Consider the following 20,072-nt stretch of genomic DNA (forward strand, 5'->3'; position numbering starts at 1 on the left):
CGGACGATTGATTTGGTCCGCGTTCCCGGCCCTGCCGGCAACCCGCTCCACGAACTCTTGATCCCGAAAACCAGTGCGAATTCGACGGCCGGCTGCGCGTTCCCTTTGTTTTTTGTGGGACGCTGCGCGGGCAAGCATATCTAAAGTAGTGAAAGGGTTACCCATGGCTACGGGAACCGTGAAGTGGTTCAACATTCAGAAGGGCTTCGGCTTCATCCAGCCGGACAACGGCGGTGCCGATGCCTTCGTGCACATCAGCGCCGTCGAGCGCGCGGGCCTGGGCACGCTGAACGAAGGTCAGAAGGTCGAGTATGAACTCGTCGCCGACCGTCGCAGCGGCAAGATGGCTGCCGACAATCTGAAGACTGCCGGCTGACGAGCTGGCTGCCGCCTGCGGCAGCCACGCTCCAGCCCAGCAAAAGGCCCCGCACCCTCTGGGTGCGGGGTTTTTCTTTTTCGCTGGCCTCCACGGCCGGGGCGCGGCCGTAGCGGTGGCTGCGTCCGATATTGTTTTCCGTCCCTGGCGCGCGCGACCGCTTTCAGGGTCCAGACGCCAAAGCACGCTTCCTGCACGCGCTCCCGACGGGGAAACGCGCCCTGAACCCCTTCGATGTCGACGGACCTGAACACTTGGAGGCCCCGATGGGCAAGAAATCCAGCAAGCGCACGGAATACGTGCTGTTCAACGTCACTTACGAAGACGGAAGCCAGCGCTCGAACCGCCGCGTGCCGTCAGATGCCCTCCAGGGGCTCGAAAAAGACCTGCCGGCGCGCGACATCATCGCCGAGCAGGATCGCGAGGTTGCCGAGAAATCCGGCAAGCCGGCGCTCGCCATCAAGACGCTGGTGCGCGCCTGATCGTCGAGGCGAGTTCGAGCCCCGGCCCTTTTCGCCCCCCTCGTGCCTGCAGATCGAAGGTGACCGTCCGCGTCATGCCGTGAACGGCCCGATCCTGGCCGCGGCGAATGCCGGACGCGCCTGGATTGCGGCCCACCATTCGGCGACGCGCGGATGCTTCGCCCCGGTGATCTCCTCCGGTGCGATCTCCTCGTCGATGCGCTTGATGAAGGGCACGGCGCCGATGTCGGCGAGCGAATAGTCGTCGCCGGCCAGCCATCGGCTCTGGCGCAGCGTCTCTTCCATCCGGTCGACCAGGCCGACCGTCAGCCTGGTGCGCGCTTCCTGGCGCTCCTCGTCGGTGTAGGGCCGGCGGGCGGTGCGCAGCCACGCCTCGCGTCGCTCCTTGCTGGGAACGTTGGCGAGCTTCTCGGCGAGTTCGGCGTCCGACCATTGAGTGGCGACCTTCGCCATCGAATGCGCCCAGTTGAAGATGATCAGGTTGCCGATCAGCCCGTCGACGTGGCGGATCCAGTTCCGCATCACCGCGCGGCCGTAGGCGTCGGCGGGACGCAGCGGGGGCTCCGGCCAGGTCTCGTCCACATACTCGCAGATCGTGCCGCTCTCGTAGAGCGACCGCCCGTCCTCCAGGATCAGGAGAGGAATGACACCGTTGGGATTGAGCTTCAGGAACGACGGCGCATGGTGCTCCATCTTCGTGAGGTCGATCACCTTGCTTTCGAAGGGAAGGTTCTTCTCGGCGAGGCACAGGCGGACCCGCCGCGAGGCCGATGACCGCCAGCCGTGATAGAGCGTGAGCATTTTCCGGGTTCCCCTGAAAACCAAGCCGTTGGGCTGTCTCCCTTCTACCAGCTCAACCGCGGAAAGGCGGCACCTTGCCGCGCACGCAACAAGCAGCACCCCGCTTCGTTGCTCAGGGCATGACCTACCTTCTCCCCTTCCTTTCCCTTTTCCTGGTTGCTGCGTTCGTCTGTCTGGCCCTGCCGGGTCGGGCGGTGGCGGAACCGACCTCCCCCGAGGCGTCGCGCTGCAAGCAGCTCATCGACCATTATGACCGCTACAGCGCGGGCCGCAGCGCCCATTCCGACGGCCGTCGCAACATGACCCGTATCGCCGCCAGCATCGATTGCGAACGCGGCGACTATGCGCGCGGCATCGCCGAGATGGAGGAGCTCCTGCAGTCGAGAAAGTTCAAGGTCCCGCCGGCGTCCGCCACCGCGAACGCGCGCTGACCCGGCGCGGCCTCGTCAGCGTGCGACTGGCGTCGCCGGCAGGAGCCTGTCGATCGCGGCGATCCAGGCGTCGATCGCTTCCTCGACGGACAGGCCATGGCGCTCGCGCATGCGGCCCCAGCTCTCGAAATCCGTGAGCTGCTCGAGCGCAATGAGGATCTTCCGGCGGTCGGACTCCGGCAGCGGATCGAGTTCCGCGCGATACATCAGGGCGAGCCGCGCCCACACCGCGTCGCGCATGAGGCCGATCCGCGTCTTGAGGAAGTTCGACTCGTGCTGATGGTGCAGGAGCACCCGCCATAGCGACAGCCAGCGTTCGCAAATGCCCGCACGGGTCTCGACCTGCGCCCGCAGGCGCTGTTCGCGCGTGCCGTCGAGGTCGCGGATCGCGGCCTGGGCGAGCCCCTCGGCGAAGGCATAGTCGGCGGCGGCCAGGCTGAGCCCCAGCAGGTCGTCGAAACGTTCGAAGATCGAGCGCACCGAATAGCCGGCGCGTTTGGCGATCCGTGCTGCCGTGGGGATTTGCGAACTCTCGCGCAGCAGCTCCAGATAGGCTTCGATGATGAGCTGCTTGGTCCGCTCGCTGCGCAGGGCGCGTCCATCGAGGCGGCGCGGCTTCGGCGCAGTCCGTGGTGATGCCACCCTCGTCGTTTCGTTGCCGTTCCGCACCGGTATCCGTCCTCGCCTCCCGCAATCGAATTGTGCGGGCCGAATGCAATTATGGCGTCTATCCGCGATGCACGCCAGCGGACATCTTCCGGGCCGGGGCGTCGCCTATGCATTCGCGACCGGTGAAATGCCCCCTGGAGTTTCCTAAAGTCCCGCCCGCCGCTTAGGCGTTTTGGGAGATGATTGATGCGTTTGAAGTTCCTGTCCGTGCTCGGCCTCGTTCTCCTGCCGGTTTCGGCCCATGCGGCCGATCAGGCGGCCGCGTCCGCCTGCGCGGGCCAGCTCTCCAAGGACGGGCAGCTCCTCTACAGCAAGGTCGCGCCGACCATGACGCCCAAGACCGACATCAAGGACGCCCTGACCGGCGTCGCCCGCCCGATGGTGATGAACGGCTCGATGTCCCGCGACAACGCCCGCGCCGCGGCCGAAGCCGCGGGCGAGTGCCTGAAGTTCCTCAAGTAACGGGGCGAGCGGCCCGGCCGCTCACGGCGGAGGCGGCGTCGGCGGCCGTCTCCGAACTGCCGCCACCATCAGGGCGGTGAGGACCAGTCCGGTCACAGCCATCGCGATCACCGCCCCGCGCGGGCCGATCGCATCGGAGATCGCGCCGGCCGCGAGCTGGCCGAGCGGGGCGGTGCCGATGCACATCGTCACGACGCCCATCAGCCGGCTGCGCATCTCGGGCGGCGCCTCGGTCAGCATCAGGGTCGACTGCATGTTGCCGAAGCCCGCCGTGCCGAAGCCGCCCAGCACCAACAGGGCGAAGGCCAGCCAGTAGAAGGGCGACAGGGCCATCAGGATCAGGGCCGCCATGAAGAGGGCTGCGCCGCCGGCAAAGGCCAGCCGCCGGTCCATGCGCAGGAAGCCCGCCGCGATCAGCGCGCCGCCGATCAGGGCGCCCAGCGGCTCGCCCGCCGCCAGCAAGCCCACCAGCGCGGGAGAGACCTGGAAGGCGCCCTGCCCGAGCGGAGCGACGAGGCCCGAATAGGCGAACGCAAAGGCGTTGGTCACGATGGTGATGCCGAACACCAGCAGGATGGTGGGCCGCGTCCAGGCGAAACGCAGCCCCTCGGCGATCTCGTGCGGGATCCGCACGAAATCCAGCCGCCGCGTCACCTGTGCGTGGACGAGGCCGGCGATCGCGAAGGCGCCGGCGAACTGAACGAGAGCGGTAATCGTGTACGCGCCCTTCATGCCCAGCCACTGGAACGCGATGCCGCCCAGCAGCGGGCCGATCGCCCGCGTCGCGGCCGAGGTCACGCTGTCGAGTGCGATGGCGGTGACGATTCGATGCGGGCCCGCCACCTCGCCCACCATGCGACGGCGGGTCGACATCTCCGTCGACCACATGGTGCCGGAGACGAGGTTGGCCACCGCGACGTGCCAGACTTCCAGATGTCCGGTAGCAGCGAGCGTCGCCTGCAGCGTCGAGATCAGCGCCGGCACGACGAGCGCCAGCATGAAGATCAGCTTGCGGTTCAGCGCCTCCGAGAGGGCGCCCGCGAACGCGCCGAACAGGAGCTGCGGGACCTGCCGCAGCGCCACCACGACGGTGACCGCGAAGGCCGAGTGCGTGGCTTCCCAGGCGAACAGGCCCGAGGCCAGCAGCTCGAGCCAGCGCATGGCATTGGCGAAGGCGCCGACCAGCCACAGTCGCAGGAAGTCGGGCGAACGCAGAAGCTCCCGGATCGGCGAGTCCATTGCAGCGAGTCTACCAAAGCGCGCCGCTCTTCGCCCATGCGGTGTCCGCGCCAGCCCCGCGATCTTTCGCTCTGTAAGCGCACGAGGCCTCCTGGCGGCGCGAAGCGGTGCGAATGGAGCCGTCGACGGCTTGGGGTGCGGGGCGGTTGTGCTACGCTCGACGAAACAGAAAAAGCGGAGGAACACCCATGAAGAGACGTAGCCTGCTCGTCGCGGCTCTCGCCGCGCCGTCGATCGTGCCTGCCGTCGCGCTCGGTCAGGGCATGTGGCCGAACAAGACGGTGAAGTTCATCTGCCCCTTCGCGCCGGGCGGCGGCACCGACACGGTGAGCCGGCTGATGTGCGACCAGCTCTCCAAGATCCTCGGCCAGACCTTCGTCGTCGACAACAAGGGCGGCGCGGGCGGCAATATCGGCACCGTCGAACTCGCGCGCGCCGCACCCGACGGCTACACGCTGGGCCTCATCTCGGTGGCCAGCCATACGCTCAACCCGATGCTCTACACGAAGCTGCCCTACAATCCCGACAAGGACATCGTGGCGGTCTCGCGCGTGGCGATCCTCGCCAACCTGCTGGGCGTGACGCCGTCGCTACCCGCCAACAACGTCGCGGAGCTGATCGCGCTCTGCAAGAAGGAGCCGGGCAAGTATTCCTTCGCTTCGTCGGGTCCGGGTACCTCGCTGCACCTGAGCGGCGAGCTGTTCAAGAAGATGGCCGGCGTCGACATCATCCACGTGCCCTACAAGGGTGCAGGCCCTGTCTATTCCGATCTCATGGCCGGCATCGTGAACATGATGTTCGCCAACATGCCGTCCATGCTGCCGCAGGTCCGGGCAGGCAAGCTGAAGGGGCTGGGCGTCACCTCGGCGCAGCGCTCCAAGGCGGCGCCCGACATTCCCGCCATCGCCGAGACCGTGCCGGGCTATGTCGCCACCTCGTGGTACGGAATCGGCGCGCCCGCCGGGACGCCCGAGCCGATCCTCGCGCGGCTCGAAGCGGCCATTACCGAGGCGCTGAAGTCGGCCGACATCCAGAAGCGCTGGAACGACGATCTCGGCCTCGACCTGCCGCCGCCGGGTCGCGCCGGCTTCGACCAGTTTCTCGCCGAAGACCGCAAGCTCTGGGAGCCTGCCGTGAAGGCTTCCGGCGTGAAGCTCGACTGACCCTCATCCGGAGCAAGCGTTCATGTCCGTACAAGTTGCCGAAGTTCCGGACGAGGCGGGAGAGATCGCCTCGCACTGGCTCGATTCTTTTGCTGCCGCCCTCCAGGCGCAGGATGCGACGGCCGTCGCGGCTACCTTCCTGGCCGAAGGACACTGGCGCGACGTGCTGGCCTTCACCTGGGACGTCGTCACTCACTCGGGAAGGACCGCGATCGCGGCCGCGCTGGCGCCGCTGCTGGCGCGGACCGCGGCGAGGGACGTCCACGTTCCGGCTTCGCGCACGCCGCCGCGCCGCGTGAAGCGGGCCGGCGTCGATTGCATCGAGACGATCTTCGAGTTCGAGACGGCCTTCGGGCGGGCCAACGCCGTCGCGCGTCTGGTCGACGACGGCGGAACCTGGCGCGCCTGGACGCTGCTCACCACGCTCGAGGAACTGCACGGCTGGCCCGACGGCCGGCCGCGCGAACTGAGCGATGCCGAGCGCTACAGCCGCGACTTCGGCGGCGCCAATTGGCTCGACCAGCGCGTCAAGGCGCAGGCCTACGAGGATCGCGATCCCGTCGTGCTCGTGGTCGGCGGCGGCCAGGCGGGCCTCGCCACCGCCGCGCGCCTGCGGGCGTTGGGCGTCGACACGCTGGTCGTCGATCGCCACCAGCGGATCGGCGACAACTGGCGGCGGCGCTATCACTCGCTCACCCTGCACAACGAGGTGCACGTCAATCACCTGCCGCTGATGCCGTTCCCGCCGACCTTCCCGGTGTTCATTCCCAAGGACAAGCTGGCGAACTGGTTCGAATCCTATGTCGAGAATCTCGACCTCAACTACTGGGCCGACACGCAGCTGACCTCCGGCAGCTATGACGAAGCCGCGCAACGCTGGACGGTGACCCTGAAGCGCGGCGACGGCACCGAGCGCGTGCTGCATCCGCGCCATGTCGTCTTCGCCACCGGCGTCAGTGCCATTCCGATCAAGCCGTCGCTCCCGGGCCTCGACGACTTCGCCGGCACGGTGATGCATTCCGGCGAGTACACCAACGGCACGGCGTGGAACGGGCGCAAGGCGATCGTGGTCGGCACCGGCAACAGCGGCCACGACGTGGCGCAGGATCTGTGCGCAAGCGGCGCCCATGTGACGATGGTGCAGCGCAGCCCGACCTATGTCGTGTCGATCCGCGAGGCGCAGAAGGTCTATGCGATCTATACCGAGGGCCTGCCGTTCGAGGATTGCGACCTGCTGGCCGCGGCTTCGCCCTATCCGGTGCTGCAGCGCGCCTACCAGCTCTCGACCGCCGAGATGCGCCGGGTCGATCGCGATCTCCTGTCGGGACTGGAGAAGCGCGGCTTTCGCCTGACGTTCGGCGAGGACGATACCGGCTTCCAGATGATGTATCTGCGCCGCGGCGGCGGTTACTACTTCAACGTCGGCTGCTCGGACATGATCGTTGATGGCCGCATCGACCTGATGCAGTACGACGAGATCGACCGGTTCGAGGCCGGCGGCGTGCGCCTGAAGGACGGGACGCTGCGCGAGGCCGAGCTGGTGGTGGTCGCCACCGGCTACGAGAACCAGCAGGAGACGGTACGCGCCTTCCTGGGCGACGCGGTGGCCGACCGGATCGGACCGGTCTGGGGCTTCGATGCCGGCGGCGAACTCGCCAACATGTTCAAGCCGACGCCGCAGCCCGGCCTGTGGTTCATCGCCGGCAGCCTCGCCCAGTGCCGCATCTACTCGCGCTACCTCGCCCTGCAGATCAAGGCGCGGGAAGAGGGGCTGATCGCTTAACGTTCGAATCGATTCATTGGAACGCGCCACTCCAGTGGCGCTCAAGCCTTGAGGAAAAAGACATGAGCGCAACTGGAGTTGCGCGCTCCATTGAACTCAAATGAACTGCCTGATCGTCGCGATTACCACCAGCGCGCCGATCGCCATGACGGCGCTGCCCAGCGAGATCACGTAGAGCGCGCGGCCGGGCGACAGGCGGCCCATGTGGGCGGCGATCCAGAAAAAGGGGTCGTTGACGTGGCAGATCGCCATCGAGCCCGCGCCGACGGCGGCGGCGGCGATGGCCCGGCCCGAGGCGCTGTCGAGGCCGAGCGCCGGCAGCAGGGGCTCGACCATGCCCGAGGCGGTGAGCACGGCGGTGAGCGAGTTGCCCTGCATCGTCTTCACGATGGCGGCCGCCAGGAACGGCGTCAGCACGCCGTAGCGCGGGTGCAGCGCATATTCGGCCAGCAGTTCCGACATGCCGGTCTCGTCGAAGACGCGGGCGAGGCCGCCCGACGCGCCGACGGCCAGCAGCAGCGGCGCCCAGGAGCGGCCGGCCAGCGCCGAAGGCTCCCAGCGGCGGGCGAAGACGACGGCCAGCGTGAGGGCGATGGCCGTCAGCATCAGCGGCTTGGAGATGCCGACATAGAATTCGCGGGCGCCGCCCTTGCCCAGCGGCTCGGTCGGCATCTGCGCGACCGACTGCAGCACCAGCAGCACCAGCGGAATGCCGACGCAGAGCCAGGCCCAGGAGAGCTGCCCTTCGACCGGTGCCGAGGGGACCTGGCGGGCCACGTGCCACCAGCCCAGCGCCACGGCCGCCGCCGCCACGGGAAGGGCGATCACGAATTCGGTGCGGATGTTGGCCTTCATCACCGAGGCCGCCGCGACCGCGAGCGGCGAAGGGGCGAGCAGGGCGGCCACTGCCAAGAGCGTCAATGCGAGGCCCAGTGCGCGGCGCGGCGCGTCCTGCCCGGCCGGCTGCAGCAGCGCCAGCCCGCCGGACGCGGAGGCGCCGAGGCCCGCGACCAGGCCGGCGGCCGCCGACGTGCCCGTGCCGAGCGGCGTGCGCAACAGCAGGGCACTCACGAGGGCACCCGCGACGACCAGCAGTCCCGTCTGCTCCAACGCCGTCGTGAAGCCCAGCCCGAACGCCTTGCCGACCGACTGGAAGGTCATGTCGGCGGCAATGCCGTAGACGACGACCGTGGCCATGATCGCGAGGAAGGCCGGCAGGCGGACGCGCTGGACCAGGAAGACGATGGCGGCGACGGCGATCGGGAGCAGGAGAGACGCGAGAATCATGACGGGACGAACCTTAATGGCCTGCTACAGTCCCGTCATGCGCCTCCTCGTCGCCCTTCTGCTCATGATGGGTCTCGCCGCTCCCGTCGCCCATGCGGAAGCGCTGGTGCGCATCGAAGGCAAGAACTTCGTCGAGCCCGATGGCCGCATCCTGCGCCTCAAGGGCATCAGCCTCGGCAACTGGCTGATGCCGGAAGGCTACATGTTCAAGTTCGAGGTCGCGAAGTCGCCGCGCCAGATCTACGGCGCGTTCGATCGGCTGCTGGGACCCGAGCGCGCCGCCGATTTCTGGCGCGAGTATCGCGACAGCTACATCACCGAGGACGATATCCGCTTCATCAAGTCGGTCGGTTTCAACATGGTGCGCGTGCCGTTGCACTGGCGGCTGTTCATGGGGGTGGATGGGGAGATCGAGGGCGAAGGCTGGGCGCTGCTAGACCGGGTCGTCGGCTGGGCCGCCGCCGCCGGCCTCTACGTCATTCCCGACCTGCATGCGGCGCCCGGCGGCCAGACCGGCATCAATCACGACGACGGCCCGGGCTATCCGCTGATGTTCTACGTCCGACGCGACCGCGACCTCACCATCAAGCTGTGGCGGGCCGTGGCACAGCGCTATCGCGGCAACCCGGCGATCCTGGGCTACGACATCCTGAACGAGCCGATCGCGCCCTATCACGACGTGGCGACGCTCAACGCGCGGCTCGAGCCCTTCTACAAGCGCGCGACGGCGGCGATCCGCGACGTCGATCCCGAGCGCATCGTCATTCTGGCCGGCGGCCAGTGGAGCTCGAGCTTCGCGATGTTCGGGCCGCCCTTCGCGAGGAACCTCGCCTACACCTATCACTCGTTCTGGGCGTCGACGAAGCGCGACTCGATCCAGCGCCACCTGAACTTCGCCAACCTGTACGACGTGCCGCTGTTCCTCGGCGAGACCGGCGAACTCACCGACGAATGGAACGAGGAATTCCGCCGCCTGCACGAGCGGCATGGCATCGGCTGGTCGTTCTGGACCTACAAGAACCTCGACACGCCATCGACGATCGTCTCGATCCCGCGGCCCGAGGGCTGGAAGGAGATCGTGGCCTTTGCCGACGGCACCACGAAGGAGAGGCCGTCGCCGGCGCTGATCGATCGCGCCGTGGCGCAGTATCTCGACGGGATACGGTTCAGGAACGGCACGGTGCGCTGGAGTTATCTGGCCTCGCTCGGCCTGAAGGGCGCTCCCTAGCGGAGGGCCGCTCCGCCCTCAGTGTCCGCGGCGCCACTGCCGCCCGGACGAGCCCGGCTTCCCCGCTCCCAGGAGCGGTGCCAGGCGCGCTTCCATCGAATCGAGGAAGCGGATCCAGGCGCCCTTGCTGCCGGGCGATTCGGCGTCGAGCGCGCGGCGGACGAGCGCCTTCGAGTTCGCGTGGCGCCACTCGCCGAACGCGGCGCGGATGGAGGTCGCTTCCTCGTCGAGGATTCGCTCGACCAGGCGAAGGATGTGGTCGCGGATCGGACCCCAGTCCTTGGTCGATGAATTGTAGGTGCCGCCCATGACGGAGGCGTTCGAATGCTTGTTCGAGCCGTGCATCCGATAGGCATAGAGCGCATCGTGGATGGCGACGGATCCCGTCAGCAGGCCGGCGAAGGTCGACAGGTAGTAGTCGAGATAGAGCTTGAGGTCGCTATCGGGCACGACCAGCACGAGGTCCACGAAGCTGCGCCGGAACATCATGCTCGCCATGCTGTTGGTCGCGCTGAGCGCCGTCCATTGCGGATGGAACGTCACCCGTCCGTTGGTCGGGAACGTGAAATCGCCGGTCGCCGGATCGATGCGCGGCACGACGTTGGCGTCGAAGGTCCCGCCCGTCGTCTTGCCCTTCTCGAACCACCAGGCGGTGCCGGCCAGCAGCCGGTCGTCGGCATCAATGATGTGCGAATCGCAATAGGTGAGGGACACGGGGAACGCGGCGTTCATGTGCACGCACAGATGCCGCTCGATGAAGTTCTCGTACCACCTGTCGTCGGAATCGAGGAAGCCGACGAAGGGCGTGTCGAGCTGGGCGAGGCCGCGCTTGATGGCGCCGGTCTGTCCCACGTTGGTGTCGAGACGGATGTAGTCGAAGCGGGAATCGTTCAGGCGTGCGAGGCAGCTACGGATCTCCTCGTCCGACCGGTCGGTCGAGGCGTCGTCGATCACGATCGTGCGCAGGTCGCGGCAGGACTGGCGCGCAACGGATTCGATCGCCCGTCCCACGAAGGCGCCGTTGTTGTAATTGGCGATCACCACTCCGACCGGAGGCGTTGAAGGCATACTGACTGGTTCCGTGTGACTTTATCGAACTCTGGGCGGGGCGATCGCACCGATCCTGCGGCTGCAGACTGAAGATGGGCGACGAAGGCGGCCACTGCAACCTCGAGAGAGGGTCCAGCCGTGGCCTGCCATGGCCCCTACGTAAAGACTCTCAATCGCAGTCAAAAGCGGTTTTTTGCAGTCGAAAGGGAGAGACAGCCGCAGTTTGTCGATGGTAGTGGGTCTGGTCGGCTCGCCGTCCGGGGACGGCCGGGCTGCCGACAAAGGATCAGACGAGTATGGCGCAGGCCCCATCTCCTGCCGGATCGCCACGCACCGAGCTGGCGGAAACCCTCAGGTCTTGCCGCTCTTCCTACCTGGGCGTGGCGGTTTTTACAGCCGTCCTGAACGTCCTGTATCTCACCGGCTCCTTCTTCATGCTGCAGGTCTACGACCGGGTGCTGCCCAGCCGCAGCGTGCCCACCCTGGTCGCGCTGTGCGTGCTGGCGCTCGGCCTCTACGGCTTCCAGGCGGTGCTGGACATCGTGCGCAACCGGGTCCTGATCCGGATCGCCGGCGGGTTCAGCGAGGCGCTGGACCGGCGAATCTACCATCTGCTGGTCAAGCTGCCGCTGCGGGCGCCGCAGATGAACGGTTTTGAGCCGGTCCGCGACCTCGACGCGATCCGCACCTTCATGTCCGGCGGCGGTCCGCCGGCCCTGTTCGACCTGCCCTGGATGCCGCTCTACCTCGGCATCTGCTACCTGTTCCATCCGCTAATCGGCCTGACGGCGACGGTCGGCGCCCTGATCCTGGTCGCCATCACCTTCATGACCGAGGTGAAGGTTCGCCAGCCCTCGATCGAGGTTTCCTCGCTCTCCGCCCGGCGCAACGGTCTGGCCGAGGCCAGCCGGCGCAATTCAGAGGTGCTGCACGCCATGGGCATGGTCGGCCGGTTCGCGCACCAGTGGGCGGACTACGGCCGCCGCTACGTGAGCGCCCATCAGCGGGCTGGCGACATCACCGGCGGCATGGGCAGCTTTTCGCGGGCGCTCCGCATGGCGCTGCAGTCGGCGGTGCTGGCGGTCGGCGCCTATCTGGTGATCAAGGGGCAGGCGACGGCCGGCATCATCATCGCCGGCTCCATTCTGTCGGCCCGGGCACTCGCGCCGGTGGAGCAGGTGATCGCCCAGTGGCGCGTCTTCGTGGCGGCCCGCCAGAGCTGGCACCGGCTGAACAACCTTCTGGCCCGTATCCCCGACGACCGCGAGATGATGGCGCTGCCCAAGCCCAAGGCGACCCTGACCGTCGAGGCCGTCAGCGTGGCGCCGCCGGGCGTCAACACGCTGGTCGCACGCGACATTGCCTTCTCCCTGAAGGCCGGACAGGGGCTGGGCATCATCGGCCCCAGCGCCTCGGGCAAGTCCTCGCTCGCCCGCACCCTGGTGGGCGTGTGGCGGCCGGTGACGGGCAAGGTCCGGATCGACGGCGCCACGCTCGACCAGTGGTCGTCGGAGGCTCTGGGCGAGCATATCGGTTATCTGCCGCAGGACATGGAACTGTTCGCCGGCACGGTCGCACAGAACATCGCGCGTCTCGAGCCCGAGCCGGATGCCAAGAAGGTGATCGCGGCGGCCCAGGCGGCGGGCGTGCACGAGATGATCCTCGCCTTGCCCAACGGCTACGAGACTGAGATGGGCGAGAGCGGTACCGCCCTGTCGACCGGACAGCGCCAGCGTGTCGGCCTGGCGCGCGCCCTTTATGGCGATCCGTTCCTCGTCGTGCTCGACGAGCCCAACTCGAGCCTCGACCATGACGGCGAGGAGGCGCTGACCAAGGCCATCATGTCGGTGCGGGCGCGCGGCGGCATCGCCATCGTGATCGCCCACCGTCCCAGCGCGCTCGCCGCCGTCGACCAGCTGCTGGTCATGCGCGGGGGCCGCCAGCAGGCCTTCGGGCCGAAGGACGCCGTGCTGCGCGAGACGTTGAAGGCGGCGGCGCCGCAGCCGGGGGCGCCGGGCGTTCCGGGGGCTCCGGGTGGCCCGGCCGGGGCAACGCCGCCGGTGCCGCTGCGGGCCACGCTCGGCTCCGTCGCTCCCGTCGCGCGCGCGAAAGAGCCGTCATGAAGCCCGCCGTTTCGATCCCGGCGCTGACGCGGCGCCCGCTGCTGATCGGCATGGTCGCCTGCTTCGTCCTCGTGTTCGGGATCGGGGGATGGGCGGCCACGACCCAGCTTTCCGGCGCGGTGATCGCGCCCGGCAAGCTCGTCGTCGACACCAACGTGAAGAAGATCCAGCACCCGACCGGCGGCGTGGTCGGCGAGCTGCTCGTCAAGGAAGGCGACAAGGTCAAGCAGGGCGACGTGGTCGTCCGGCTCGACGGCACGCAGGCCCGGTCCAACCTCGGCATCGTGACCAAGGCGCTGGAGGAACTGGCCGCCCGCCAGGCGCGCTTCGAGGCCGAGCGCGACAACGACAAGACCGTCGACTTCCCGCCCGAGCTGACCTCGCGTGCGAAAGATCCGGAGGTCGCGCGCCTGATGAGCGGCGAGCAGAAGCTGTTCGAGATGCGCCGCACCGCCCGCGACGGCCAGAAGGCCCAGCTGCGCGAACAGATCCAGCAGCTCAACCTGCAGATCGAAGGCATCCAGGCGCAGGAAGTCGCCAAGGGCAAGGAACTGAAGCTGCTGGCTCAGGAACTGGACGGCGTGCGGACGCTCTGGAAGCAGAACCTCGTGCCGATCAGCCGCGTCACGCAGCTGGAGCGCGATTCGGCCCGCATGGAAGGCGAGCGTTCGGCGCTCGTGGCGTCGCTGGCGCAGAATCGCGGCCGCATTGCCGAACTGGAACTGAAGATCCACCAGATCGACCAGGACCTCAGCACCGAGGTCGGCAAGGAACTGGCCGAGATTCGCGCCAAGAAATCCGAGATGACCGAGCGCCGCATCGCGGCCGACGATCAGCTGAAGCGCATCGATCTCGTGGCACCCCAGGACGGCAGGGTGTTCCAGCGCAACGTCCACACGGTGGGCGGCGTCGTCCAGGCGGGCGAGCCGCTGATGCTGATCGTGCCGGACTCCGAGTCCCTGATCGTCGATGCCAAGGTGGCGCCGCAGGACATCGACCAGATCCATGTCGGCCAGCACGCCGTGCTGCGCTTCGCCGCCTTCAACCAGCGCACGACGCCGGAAGTCGACGGCGAGGTGATCCATATCGGCGCCGACGTCACGCAGGACGACAAGACGACCGAGCCCTACTACTCGGTGCGCATCCGCGTCGCCGAAAGCGGGATGGCGAGCCTCCAGGGTCTGCAGCTTCTCGCCGGCATGCCGGTCGAGGCCTTCATCCAGACCACGCCGCGCACGGTGGCCTCGTTCCTGGTGAAGCCCCTCAGCGACCAGCTCGCGCGAGCGTTCCGCGGGCGTTAACTCGTGAGTGGTCGTTCTTTCTTCGGCGCTCCCGGACATCGCAAGGCGATGTCCTGACGCTCGCAGGGCCGAGCTATGCTCGGCCCTCCAACACCATGTCCGCCGCCTTCTCGCCGATCATGATCGAGGGCGCGTTGGTGTTGCCGGAGGTGAGCGTCGGCATGATCGAGGCGTCGGCGATGCGCAGGCCCTCGATGCCGTGGACGCGCAGCCGTGAATCGACCACGGCCATCGCGTCGGAGCCCATCTTGCACGTGCCCACGGGGTGATAGGTCGTCTCGGCGGCGCGCTTCACCCAGTCGAGGATCTCGTCGTCGCTGTTGCCGCCCGGTCCCGGGGCGATCTCCGTCACCTGAAGCGGTGCCATCGCCGGCGCGGTCATGACGGCGCGCGCGATGCGGACGGCGCGTACCGTGAGCTCGCCGTCGACCGGCGCCGACAGGAAGTTGAAGCGGATCTCCGGCGCCTGGCGGGCGTCGGCGGACACGATGTGGATGTGGCCCTTGCTCTCGGGCCGCATCGGATGGGCGTAGCAGGAGACGCCGGACTGGCGCGCGATGCGCGGCCCGCGCGGGCCGGCTTCGGTGAACATCGGCACCCAGCCCAGCAGCAGGTCCGGCGCGGCCAGGCCCTCGCGCGAACGCACGAAGGCGCGCAAGGGGGCGCCGACCATGGACAGGAGACTGTCCTGCCGGAAGGCCCAGCGCAGCGCCTGGTTGACGAGCCCGAGGCCGCGGCCACGATCGTTGAAGGTCACGCCCTTGCGGCCGATGGTCCAGCGCGTGCGCGGCGCATAATGGTCGCGCAGGTTCTCGCCGACGCCCGGCAGCGCATGGCGGACCTCGAGGCCGAGTGCGCGCAGCCGGTCCGGCTGGCCGATGCCCGACAGTTCGAGCAGCTGCGGCGAGTTGATCGATCCGCCGCTCACCACCACCTCGCGCGCAGCGCGGGCCTCGTGCGCGGTCTCGCCGACCCGGTAGCGCACACCGGTGCAGCGTCTGCCGTCGAGGATCAGCGAGGAGGCGAGGGCGCCCGTCACGATCCGCAGGTTGGGACGGCGACGCGCCGGGTCGAGGTAGCAGCGCGCGGTGCTCATGCGCCAGCCCGAGGCGATCGTGGCCTGGCTCATGGCGATGCCGTCCTGGCTCGCGCCGTTGTAGTCGGGATTGTGACGGATGCCGACTTCGCCGGCCGCCTTGATCACCGTGGCGTAGAGCGGGTTCAGCGGCGGGGGATTGGTGACGCGCAACGGGCCGCCGCGGCCGCGAAACGCCTCGTCGCCTTCCTCGTAGCTTTCCATGCGCTTGAAGAAGGGCAGCACGTCCTCGTAGGCCCAGCCCTGGTTGCCCATCTGCGCCCAGGTGTCGAAGTCCTGCGCCTGGCCGCGCACGAAGGCGAGGCCGTTGATGGCGCTGGAGCCGCCCAGCAGCTTTCCGCGCGGCACCGGGATGCGGCGGCCGTTGGTGCTGGCCTCGGGCTCGGAACTGTAGAGCCAGTTGACGGCGGGATTGGTAATCAGCCGGGAATAGCCGACGGGAATGCGGGTCCACGGATGGTCGGCGGGTCCGGCCTCCAGCAGCAGCACCTTGTTCTTCGGATCGGCCGACAGCCGGTTGGCGACGACGGCGCCCGCCGAACCGGCGCCGACGACGATGAAGTCGTATTCCATTGCGCCAAGTATCCCGCGCGGGTTAACGCCTGTCGACTGCCGCGACGATGGCCCGGCTTTACGCCGGCCGATGTTTGGGCATGATGGCGCCCCCGACAACCCCGAAGGAAAAAACCATGCGCGGTGTCTCCCTCCTGCTTCCCCTCGGCCTCTCGCTCGCCTGCGCCGCCGGCCTCGCGCACGCGCAGCCGGCCGCCGTCGACATGACGGGCACGTGGACGGGGACGAACAGGAGCATCGTGAGCGGCCTGCCGGCTCACTTCCCGGTGACGTCGCCCGCGACGATCGTCGACGGCAACCGCCTGGTCGAACTCAAGATCACGGTGAAGATCGACGGCCAGGACGAGGGCCGCTTCTGGGGCACGCTCTCCTCGGAATCGAAGGCCGAGCCGATCATCGGCGTCATCGGCTCCGACGGAAAGCGCGTGCGCATGATCGGGCAGGGCGGCAGCGCCATCGAAGGCACGCTTCTCGACGACGGCACGCTCGAACTCTTCTATACCGAGAACCGGGCGGGCGTTTCGGTGGCCGCCACCAACGTGCTGAAGAAGGCCAAGTAGGAACGCTCCCGAGATGATCTCCCGTAGAAGCATGCTGGCGGGCCTCGCCCTGCCGGCGCTGGCCGGTTGCGGTGGCCCGACCCCGACCGCCTCTTCCTCCTCGGCGACGGGCCAGACGCGGCCCGGCCTCGATGCCGTCATCGACATCAGCCACAACGTGAAGGTCACCAGCTTCGCCGCGGTCCGCCGCAGCAACATCCTGGCCGTGATCCACAAGGTGACCGAGGGCGGCGACTGGTTCGATCCCTCCTACGCCTCGCGGCGGCGCCAGGCCGAGGCGGCCGGCCTGCTCTGGGGCGGCTATCATTTCGGCACGCGCCAGTATTCCGGCGAACGCCAGGCGGAAGCGTTCCTCTCGGCCTGCCAGCCCGGCCCGCAGACCGTGATGGCGCTCGATCTCGAACCCAACGACGCCAACCCGCGCAACACGATGCGGCTCGACCAGGCCGAAGCCTTCGTCCGCACGGTGCAGAAGGCCACGGGCCGGCTGCCGATGCTCTACGCCCATCCCGCCTGGGCGAACGGCGAAGTCTACGGCCGCAAGCGCCTCCGGCTCGATGCGCCCGTGCTGCCGGGCTCGCTCCTGTCGCGCTGCGATCTGTGGCTCGCGGACTATCGCGAGGAACCCCGGCTGCCCAACGCCTGGTCGAAGTGGACGCTCTGGCAGTACGTCGCCGACGAGACCTCGCAGAACTTCGCCTACGGCAGCGAGCCGCGCCACGTCGAGGGCGTCGGCCATTGCGACCGCAACATGTACAACGGCGACGCCGCCAGCCTGAACCGCTGGTGGAAGAACGGCGGGCGGAGTTAAAGCCTTCTCGAACGGAAAGAACCACGGCGAGCTTGCAACAAAGACCTCGCCCCGAGTGGCTGGCCGGAGAGAACTGAATCGATTTGAGCACTCACCTCATCCTGAGGAGCGCCGCGAAGCGGCGCGTCTCGAAGGATGGGCGACAGGCGGGGTGCGCGTTCCCATCCTTCGAGACGCCGTGCTGCGCACGGCTCCTCAGGATGAGGTCATGGGGGCTGTTCATAGCCTCTCGCTTTAGCTGCATTCATTCCCGGCCAGCCTCCTCAGAGGCCGACCGGAAATGAATTGAATCGATTTGAGCACTCACCTCATCCTGAGGAGCGCCCCGAAGCGGCGCGTCTCGAAGGATGGGCAAGAGGCGGGGTGCGCGTTCCCATCCTTCGAGACGCCGCGCTACGCACGGCTCCTCAGGATGAGGTCATGGGGGCTGTTCATAGCCTCTCGCTTTAGCTGCATTCATTCCCCGCCAGCCTCCTCAGGATGAGGGGGTGCGGGGGAAACGTTCACCGCGCCGCCAGCGCCTTGAACGCCTCGCGGGTCGCATTGAGGGCGAAGTCGATGTCGGCCTCGGTGTGGGCGGTCGACAGGAACATGTTGTGGCGCGGGTGCAGGTAGGCGCCGTGCTTCAGCGCCTCCAGGGTGAAGAAGTTGCCCTTCTCGCAGTCGGGATCGTCGTCGAACAGCACCGTCGGCATCTGCGGCGGACCGCTCTGGCGCACGCCGATGCCGAACTCGGCCGATTGCGCGGCGATGCCGTCCCGCAGCCGCTGGCCCATGGCGCGCATGTGCGCCGGCCCGTCGACGCTCTCCAGCACGTCGAGCGTCGCCAGCGCCGCCGCCATCGATACGGCGCTGCACCAGAACGAGCCGGTGACGTAGAGCTTGGAGGCGGCCTCGCGATAGCGGTCATTGCCGGTGACGGCGGCCAGCGCATGGCCGTTGGCGATCGCCTTGCTCCAGGCGCTGAGGTCGGGCTGCACTCCCACCAGGTCCCAGCTGCCGCGCATCGTCAGCCGGAAGCCGGCGCGCACGTCGTCGACGATCAGCGCCGCGTCGTTGGCGTCGCACAGTTCGCGCGCGCGACGGGCGAAGGCCGCGTCGGGCATCTCCTGGTCCTTGCCGAAATCGTGCTTGAAGGCGGAGACGACGATGCCCGCCAGGTCGTCGCCGGCGCGCTGCACGGCGCTCTCGAGGCTGCCGGTGTCGTTGAACCTGAACGTCAGCATGTGGGCGCGATCCTCCGGCGTCACGCCGTATTGGTTCGGCGTGCACCACGGGATGGCGCCGTGATAGGCGCCCTCGGCCACCAGGATCTTGCGCTTGCCCGAGGCGGCGCGCGCCAGGGTCACGCAGGTCGTCGTCGCATCGGTGCCGTTCTTGCCGAACAGCGCCCAGTCGGCGTGCGGGATCAGCCCGACCAGCCGCTCGGCCAGCTCGACCAGCCGCTCCGACGGGCCGTTCAGGCAGTCGCCCGCCGCCATCTGCCGCGCCACCGCCTCGGCCACCACCGGATTGCCGTGGCCGACCACGATGGGCCCCCAGCTGCACATGAAGTCGACGTAGCGCTTGCCGTTCACGTCCCAGAGATGGCAGCCCTCGCCGCGCTCGAAGAACTGCGGATAGCCCTCGGGCAGCCGGTCGGTGCGCAGGTGGCCGTACATGCCGCCGGGAATGACCTGCCGGGCACGCTGCCTGAGTTTCTGATCGGCTGTGAGGGACACCGGACGAGCTCCGCGAACGCTGTGAACTGGCCTATATATACCGCACGGTTGAAGGCCTGCACCCGGCCCGGGTCGCAAGGCAGCCAAGGGGGAAACGGATGGATCTCAAGGGGAAGGTGGCCGTCGTCACCGGCGGCAATGGCGGGCTGGGCCAGCGCATCTGTCATGCGCTGGCGGCCGAGGGCTGCCACATCGCCGTCGTCTACGCGAAGAGCAAGGACCAGGCCGAGGGCGTCGCGCGCGATCTCGAACGCCACCAGGTCAGCGCCGCGACCTTCGCCTGCGACGTGACCCAGCGCGACCAGGTGCAGAAGCTGGTCGACGACGTGGTGAAGCGGTTCGGCCGGCTCGACATCCTCGTGAACGACGCGGCCTACAACAAGTCGATCCCCTTCACCGATCTCGACGGCCTCACCTACGAGGAATGGACCAAGATCATCGACATCAACCTGACCGGCCCGATGCTGCTCACCAAGGCGGTCGGCCCGGTGATGAAGCGCCAGGGCGAAGGCCGCATCGTCAACATCGCCTCGGTCGCGGGCCTGGGGCCGACCGGCTCCTCGATCGCCTACGCCGTCTCGAAGGCGGGCCTCATCCATCTCACCAAGTGCATGGCCGTGGCACTCGCGCCCGAGGTGCTGGTGAACTGCGTGGCCCCCGGCCTGCTCGAAGGTACCCGCGCGACGGCGAACCTGCGCCCCGAGGTGGTCGCCAAGAACGCCAGCGCCTCGCTGCTCGGCAAGCCCGCCAACAAGGACGACTGCGCCGACCAGGTCGTCACGATGTGCCGGACCAACAGCACGACCGGTCAGACGCTGGTGATCGATTCAGGGCGGGTGTTTCACTGAAAGGGCGAGATGTAGCCGGAGCAGAAGCGTTTAAGCGCGAATCTGGGTTGCGACTTTGTGAAGACTTG

19 protein-coding genes are annotated in these 20,072 nt (G+C 68.0%); 12 read left to right on the forward strand and 7 right to left on the reverse strand.

The genetic code is table 11. From position 1 onward, the window contains the following. The first annotated feature begins 163 nt into the window (after window positions 1-163). Together LJ725_RS24120 and LJ725_RS24125 are read left to right on the forward strand one after the other, a co-directional pair. Window positions 164-376: a cold-shock protein gene (locus LJ725_RS24120; protein ID WP_068191409.1), complete on the forward strand. Its 213-nt coding sequence runs from the start codon at window positions 164-166 to the stop codon at window positions 374-376. Window positions 377-642: 266 nt separating this feature from the next. Then, a complete protein-coding gene (locus LJ725_RS24125) occupies window positions 643-858 on the forward strand; it encodes a hypothetical protein (RefSeq protein WP_230553499.1) in 216 nt (71 codons plus the stop codon). Between the two features lie 72 nt (window positions 859-930). Here the strand turns inward: LJ725_RS24125 and LJ725_RS24130 are convergent, their stop codons facing one another. Continuing rightward, on the reverse strand, window positions 931-1,659 hold the full coding sequence (locus LJ725_RS24130) for a glutathione S-transferase family protein (protein WP_230553500.1): 729 nt from the start codon (window positions 1,657-1,659) through the stop codon (window positions 931-933). Window positions 1,660-1,733: 74 nt separating this feature from the next. On the opposite strand from LJ725_RS24130, the gene LJ725_RS24135 reads away from it, so the two are divergent. Then, window positions 1,734-2,090, forward strand: coding sequence for a hypothetical protein (locus LJ725_RS24135; RefSeq protein WP_230553501.1), 357 nt, complete (start codon window positions 1,734-1,736; stop codon window positions 2,088-2,090). A 15-nt stretch (window positions 2,091-2,105) separates the two neighbouring features. Here the strand turns inward: LJ725_RS24135 and LJ725_RS24140 are convergent, their stop codons facing one another. Then, window positions 2,106-2,732: a TetR/AcrR family transcriptional regulator gene (locus LJ725_RS24140; protein WP_230553502.1), complete on the reverse strand. Its 627-nt coding sequence runs from the start codon at window positions 2,730-2,732 to the stop codon at window positions 2,106-2,108. A 213-nt stretch (window positions 2,733-2,945) separates the two neighbouring features. Here LJ725_RS24140 and LJ725_RS24145 point away from each other — a divergent pair, with 213 nt between their 5' ends. Continuing rightward, a complete protein-coding gene (locus LJ725_RS24145) occupies window positions 2,946-3,221 on the forward strand; it encodes a hypothetical protein (RefSeq protein WP_230553503.1) in 276 nt (91 codons plus the stop codon). Window positions 3,222-3,242: 21 nt separating this feature from the next. Here the strand turns inward: LJ725_RS24145 and LJ725_RS24150 are convergent, their stop codons facing one another. Next, entirely contained in the window at window positions 3,243-4,460 is a 1,218-nt protein-coding gene (locus LJ725_RS24150; protein ID WP_230553504.1) for an MFS transporter, read from the reverse strand. Window positions 4,461-4,648: 188 nt separating this feature from the next. On the opposite strand from LJ725_RS24150, the gene LJ725_RS24155 reads away from it, so the two are divergent. Continuing rightward, entirely contained in the window at window positions 4,649-5,623 is a 975-nt protein-coding gene (locus LJ725_RS24155) for a Bug family tripartite tricarboxylate transporter substrate binding protein (protein WP_230553505.1), read from the forward strand. A gap of 22 nt (window positions 5,624-5,645) precedes the next feature. After that, complete coding sequence (locus LJ725_RS24160) at window positions 5,646-7,406, forward strand: flavin-containing monooxygenase (protein WP_230553506.1); 1,761 nt, start codon at window positions 5,646-5,648, stop codon at window positions 7,404-7,406. Window positions 7,407-7,502: 96 nt separating this feature from the next. Here LJ725_RS24160 and LJ725_RS24165 read toward each other — a convergent pair whose 3' ends face one another. Then, window positions 7,503-8,693, reverse strand: a complete 1,191-nt coding sequence (locus LJ725_RS24165; protein WP_230553507.1) for a GntT/GntP/DsdX family permease — start codon at window positions 8,691-8,693, stop codon at window positions 7,503-7,505. Here LJ725_RS24165 and LJ725_RS24170 point away from each other — a divergent pair. After that, entirely contained in the window at window positions 8,692-9,921 is a 1,230-nt protein-coding gene (locus tag LJ725_RS24170; protein ID WP_230553508.1) for a glycoside hydrolase family 5 protein, read from the forward strand. The genes LJ725_RS24165 and LJ725_RS24170 overlap by 2 nt on opposite strands. 18 nt (window positions 9,922-9,939) lie before the next feature. On the opposite strand, the gene LJ725_RS24175 is transcribed toward LJ725_RS24170, so the two are convergent. After that, on the reverse strand, window positions 9,940-10,989 hold the full coding sequence (locus LJ725_RS24175; RefSeq protein ID WP_230553509.1) for a glycosyltransferase family 2 protein: 1,050 nt from the start codon (window positions 10,987-10,989) through the stop codon (window positions 9,940-9,942). 278 nt (window positions 10,990-11,267) lie between these two features. Here LJ725_RS24175 and LJ725_RS24180 point away from each other — a divergent pair, with 278 nt between their 5' ends. Further along, window positions 11,268-13,094, forward strand: a complete 1,827-nt coding sequence (locus LJ725_RS24180) for a type I secretion system permease/ATPase (protein ID WP_230553510.1) — start codon at window positions 11,268-11,270, stop codon at window positions 13,092-13,094. Continuing rightward, on the forward strand, window positions 13,091-14,395 hold the full coding sequence (locus LJ725_RS24185; RefSeq protein ID WP_268990844.1) for an HlyD family type I secretion periplasmic adaptor subunit: 1,305 nt from the start codon (window positions 13,091-13,093) through the stop codon (window positions 14,393-14,395). Before LJ725_RS24180 ends, LJ725_RS24185 begins: the two co-directional genes overlap by 4 nt. Before the next feature lie 73 nt (window positions 14,396-14,468). Here LJ725_RS24185 and LJ725_RS24190 read toward each other — a convergent pair whose 3' ends face one another. Continuing rightward, window positions 14,469-16,064 carry a GMC family oxidoreductase gene (locus tag LJ725_RS24190; RefSeq protein WP_230553511.1) on the reverse strand — a complete coding sequence of 532 codons (1,596 nt, stop codon included), beginning with the start codon at window positions 16,062-16,064 and terminating at the stop codon, window positions 14,469-14,471. Between the two features lie 116 nt (window positions 16,065-16,180). Between LJ725_RS24190 and LJ725_RS24195 the strand changes: the two genes are divergently transcribed. Both LJ725_RS24195 and LJ725_RS24200 read left to right on the forward strand, forming a co-directional pair. Beyond that, a complete protein-coding gene (locus LJ725_RS24195; protein WP_216958268.1) occupies window positions 16,181-16,624 on the forward strand; it encodes a hypothetical protein in 444 nt (147 codons plus the stop codon). A gap of 13 nt (window positions 16,625-16,637) precedes the next feature. Next, on the forward strand, window positions 16,638-17,435 hold the full coding sequence (locus LJ725_RS24200; protein WP_230553512.1) for a glycoside hydrolase family 25 protein: 798 nt from the start codon (window positions 16,638-16,640) through the stop codon (window positions 17,433-17,435). 503 nt (window positions 17,436-17,938) lie between these two features. On the opposite strand, the gene LJ725_RS24205 is transcribed toward LJ725_RS24200, so the two are convergent. Further along, window positions 17,939-19,096: an aminotransferase class III-fold pyridoxal phosphate-dependent enzyme gene (locus LJ725_RS24205; protein WP_230553526.1), complete on the reverse strand. Its 1,158-nt coding sequence runs from the start codon at window positions 19,094-19,096 to the stop codon at window positions 17,939-17,941. Between the two features lie 158 nt (window positions 19,097-19,254). On the opposite strand from LJ725_RS24205, the gene LJ725_RS24210 reads away from it, so the two are divergent. Then, window positions 19,255-20,004 carry an SDR family NAD(P)-dependent oxidoreductase gene (locus LJ725_RS24210; protein WP_230553513.1) on the forward strand — a complete coding sequence of 250 codons (750 nt, stop codon included), beginning with the start codon at window positions 19,255-19,257 and terminating at the stop codon, window positions 20,002-20,004. The last annotated feature ends 68 nt before the right edge of the window (window positions 20,005-20,072 follow it).

Source organism: Reyranella aquatilis (genome assembly GCF_020880995.1).
In the GTDB taxonomy this organism is placed as follows: domain Bacteria; phylum Pseudomonadota; class Alphaproteobacteria; order Reyranellales; family Reyranellaceae; genus Reyranella; species Reyranella aquatilis.

Coding starts and splice junctions, on each gene's coding strand:
- LJ725_RS24120 (WP_068191409.1), top strand. CDS start 164: ATGGCTACGGGAACCGTGAAGTGGTTCAACATTCAGAAGGGCTTCGGC.
- LJ725_RS24125 (WP_230553499.1), top strand. CDS start 643: ATGGGCAAGAAATCCAGCAAGCGCACGGAATACGTGCTGTTCAACGTC.
- LJ725_RS24130 (WP_230553500.1), bottom strand. CDS start 1,659: ATGCTCACGCTCTATCACGGCTGGCGGTCATCGGCCTCGCGGCGGGTC.
- LJ725_RS24145 (WP_230553503.1), top strand. CDS start 2,946: ATGCGTTTGAAGTTCCTGTCCGTGCTCGGCCTCGTTCTCCTGCCGGTT.
- LJ725_RS24150 (WP_230553504.1), bottom strand. CDS start 4,460: ATGGACTCGCCGATCCGGGAGCTTCTGCGTTCGCCCGACTTCCTGCGA.
- LJ725_RS24155 (WP_230553505.1), top strand. CDS start 4,649: ATGAAGAGACGTAGCCTGCTCGTCGCGGCTCTCGCCGCGCCGTCGATC.
- LJ725_RS24160 (WP_230553506.1), top strand. CDS start 5,646: ATGTCCGTACAAGTTGCCGAAGTTCCGGACGAGGCGGGAGAGATCGCC.
- LJ725_RS24170 (WP_230553508.1), top strand. CDS start 8,692: ATGACGGGACGAACCTTAATGGCCTGCTACAGTCCCGTCATGCGCCTC.
- LJ725_RS24165 (WP_230553507.1), bottom strand. CDS start 8,693: ATGATTCTCGCGTCTCTCCTGCTCCCGATCGCCGTCGCCGCCATCGTC.
- LJ725_RS24175 (WP_230553509.1), bottom strand. CDS start 10,989: ATGCCTTCAACGCCTCCGGTCGGAGTGGTGATCGCCAATTACAACAAC.
- LJ725_RS24180 (WP_230553510.1), top strand. CDS start 11,268: ATGGCGCAGGCCCCATCTCCTGCCGGATCGCCACGCACCGAGCTGGCG.
- LJ725_RS24185 (WP_268990844.1), top strand. CDS start 13,091: ATGAAGCCCGCCGTTTCGATCCCGGCGCTGACGCGGCGCCCGCTGCTG.
- LJ725_RS24190 (WP_230553511.1), bottom strand. CDS start 16,064: ATGGAATACGACTTCATCGTCGTCGGCGCCGGTTCGGCGGGCGCCGTC.
- LJ725_RS24195 (WP_216958268.1), top strand. CDS start 16,181: ATGCGCGGTGTCTCCCTCCTGCTTCCCCTCGGCCTCTCGCTCGCCTGC.
- LJ725_RS24200 (WP_230553512.1), top strand. CDS start 16,638: ATGATCTCCCGTAGAAGCATGCTGGCGGGCCTCGCCCTGCCGGCGCTG.
- LJ725_RS24205 (WP_230553526.1), bottom strand. CDS start 19,096: ATGTACGGCCACCTGCGCACCGACCGGCTGCCCGAGGGCTATCCGCAG.
- LJ725_RS24210 (WP_230553513.1), top strand. CDS start 19,255: ATGGATCTCAAGGGGAAGGTGGCCGTCGTCACCGGCGGCAATGGCGGG.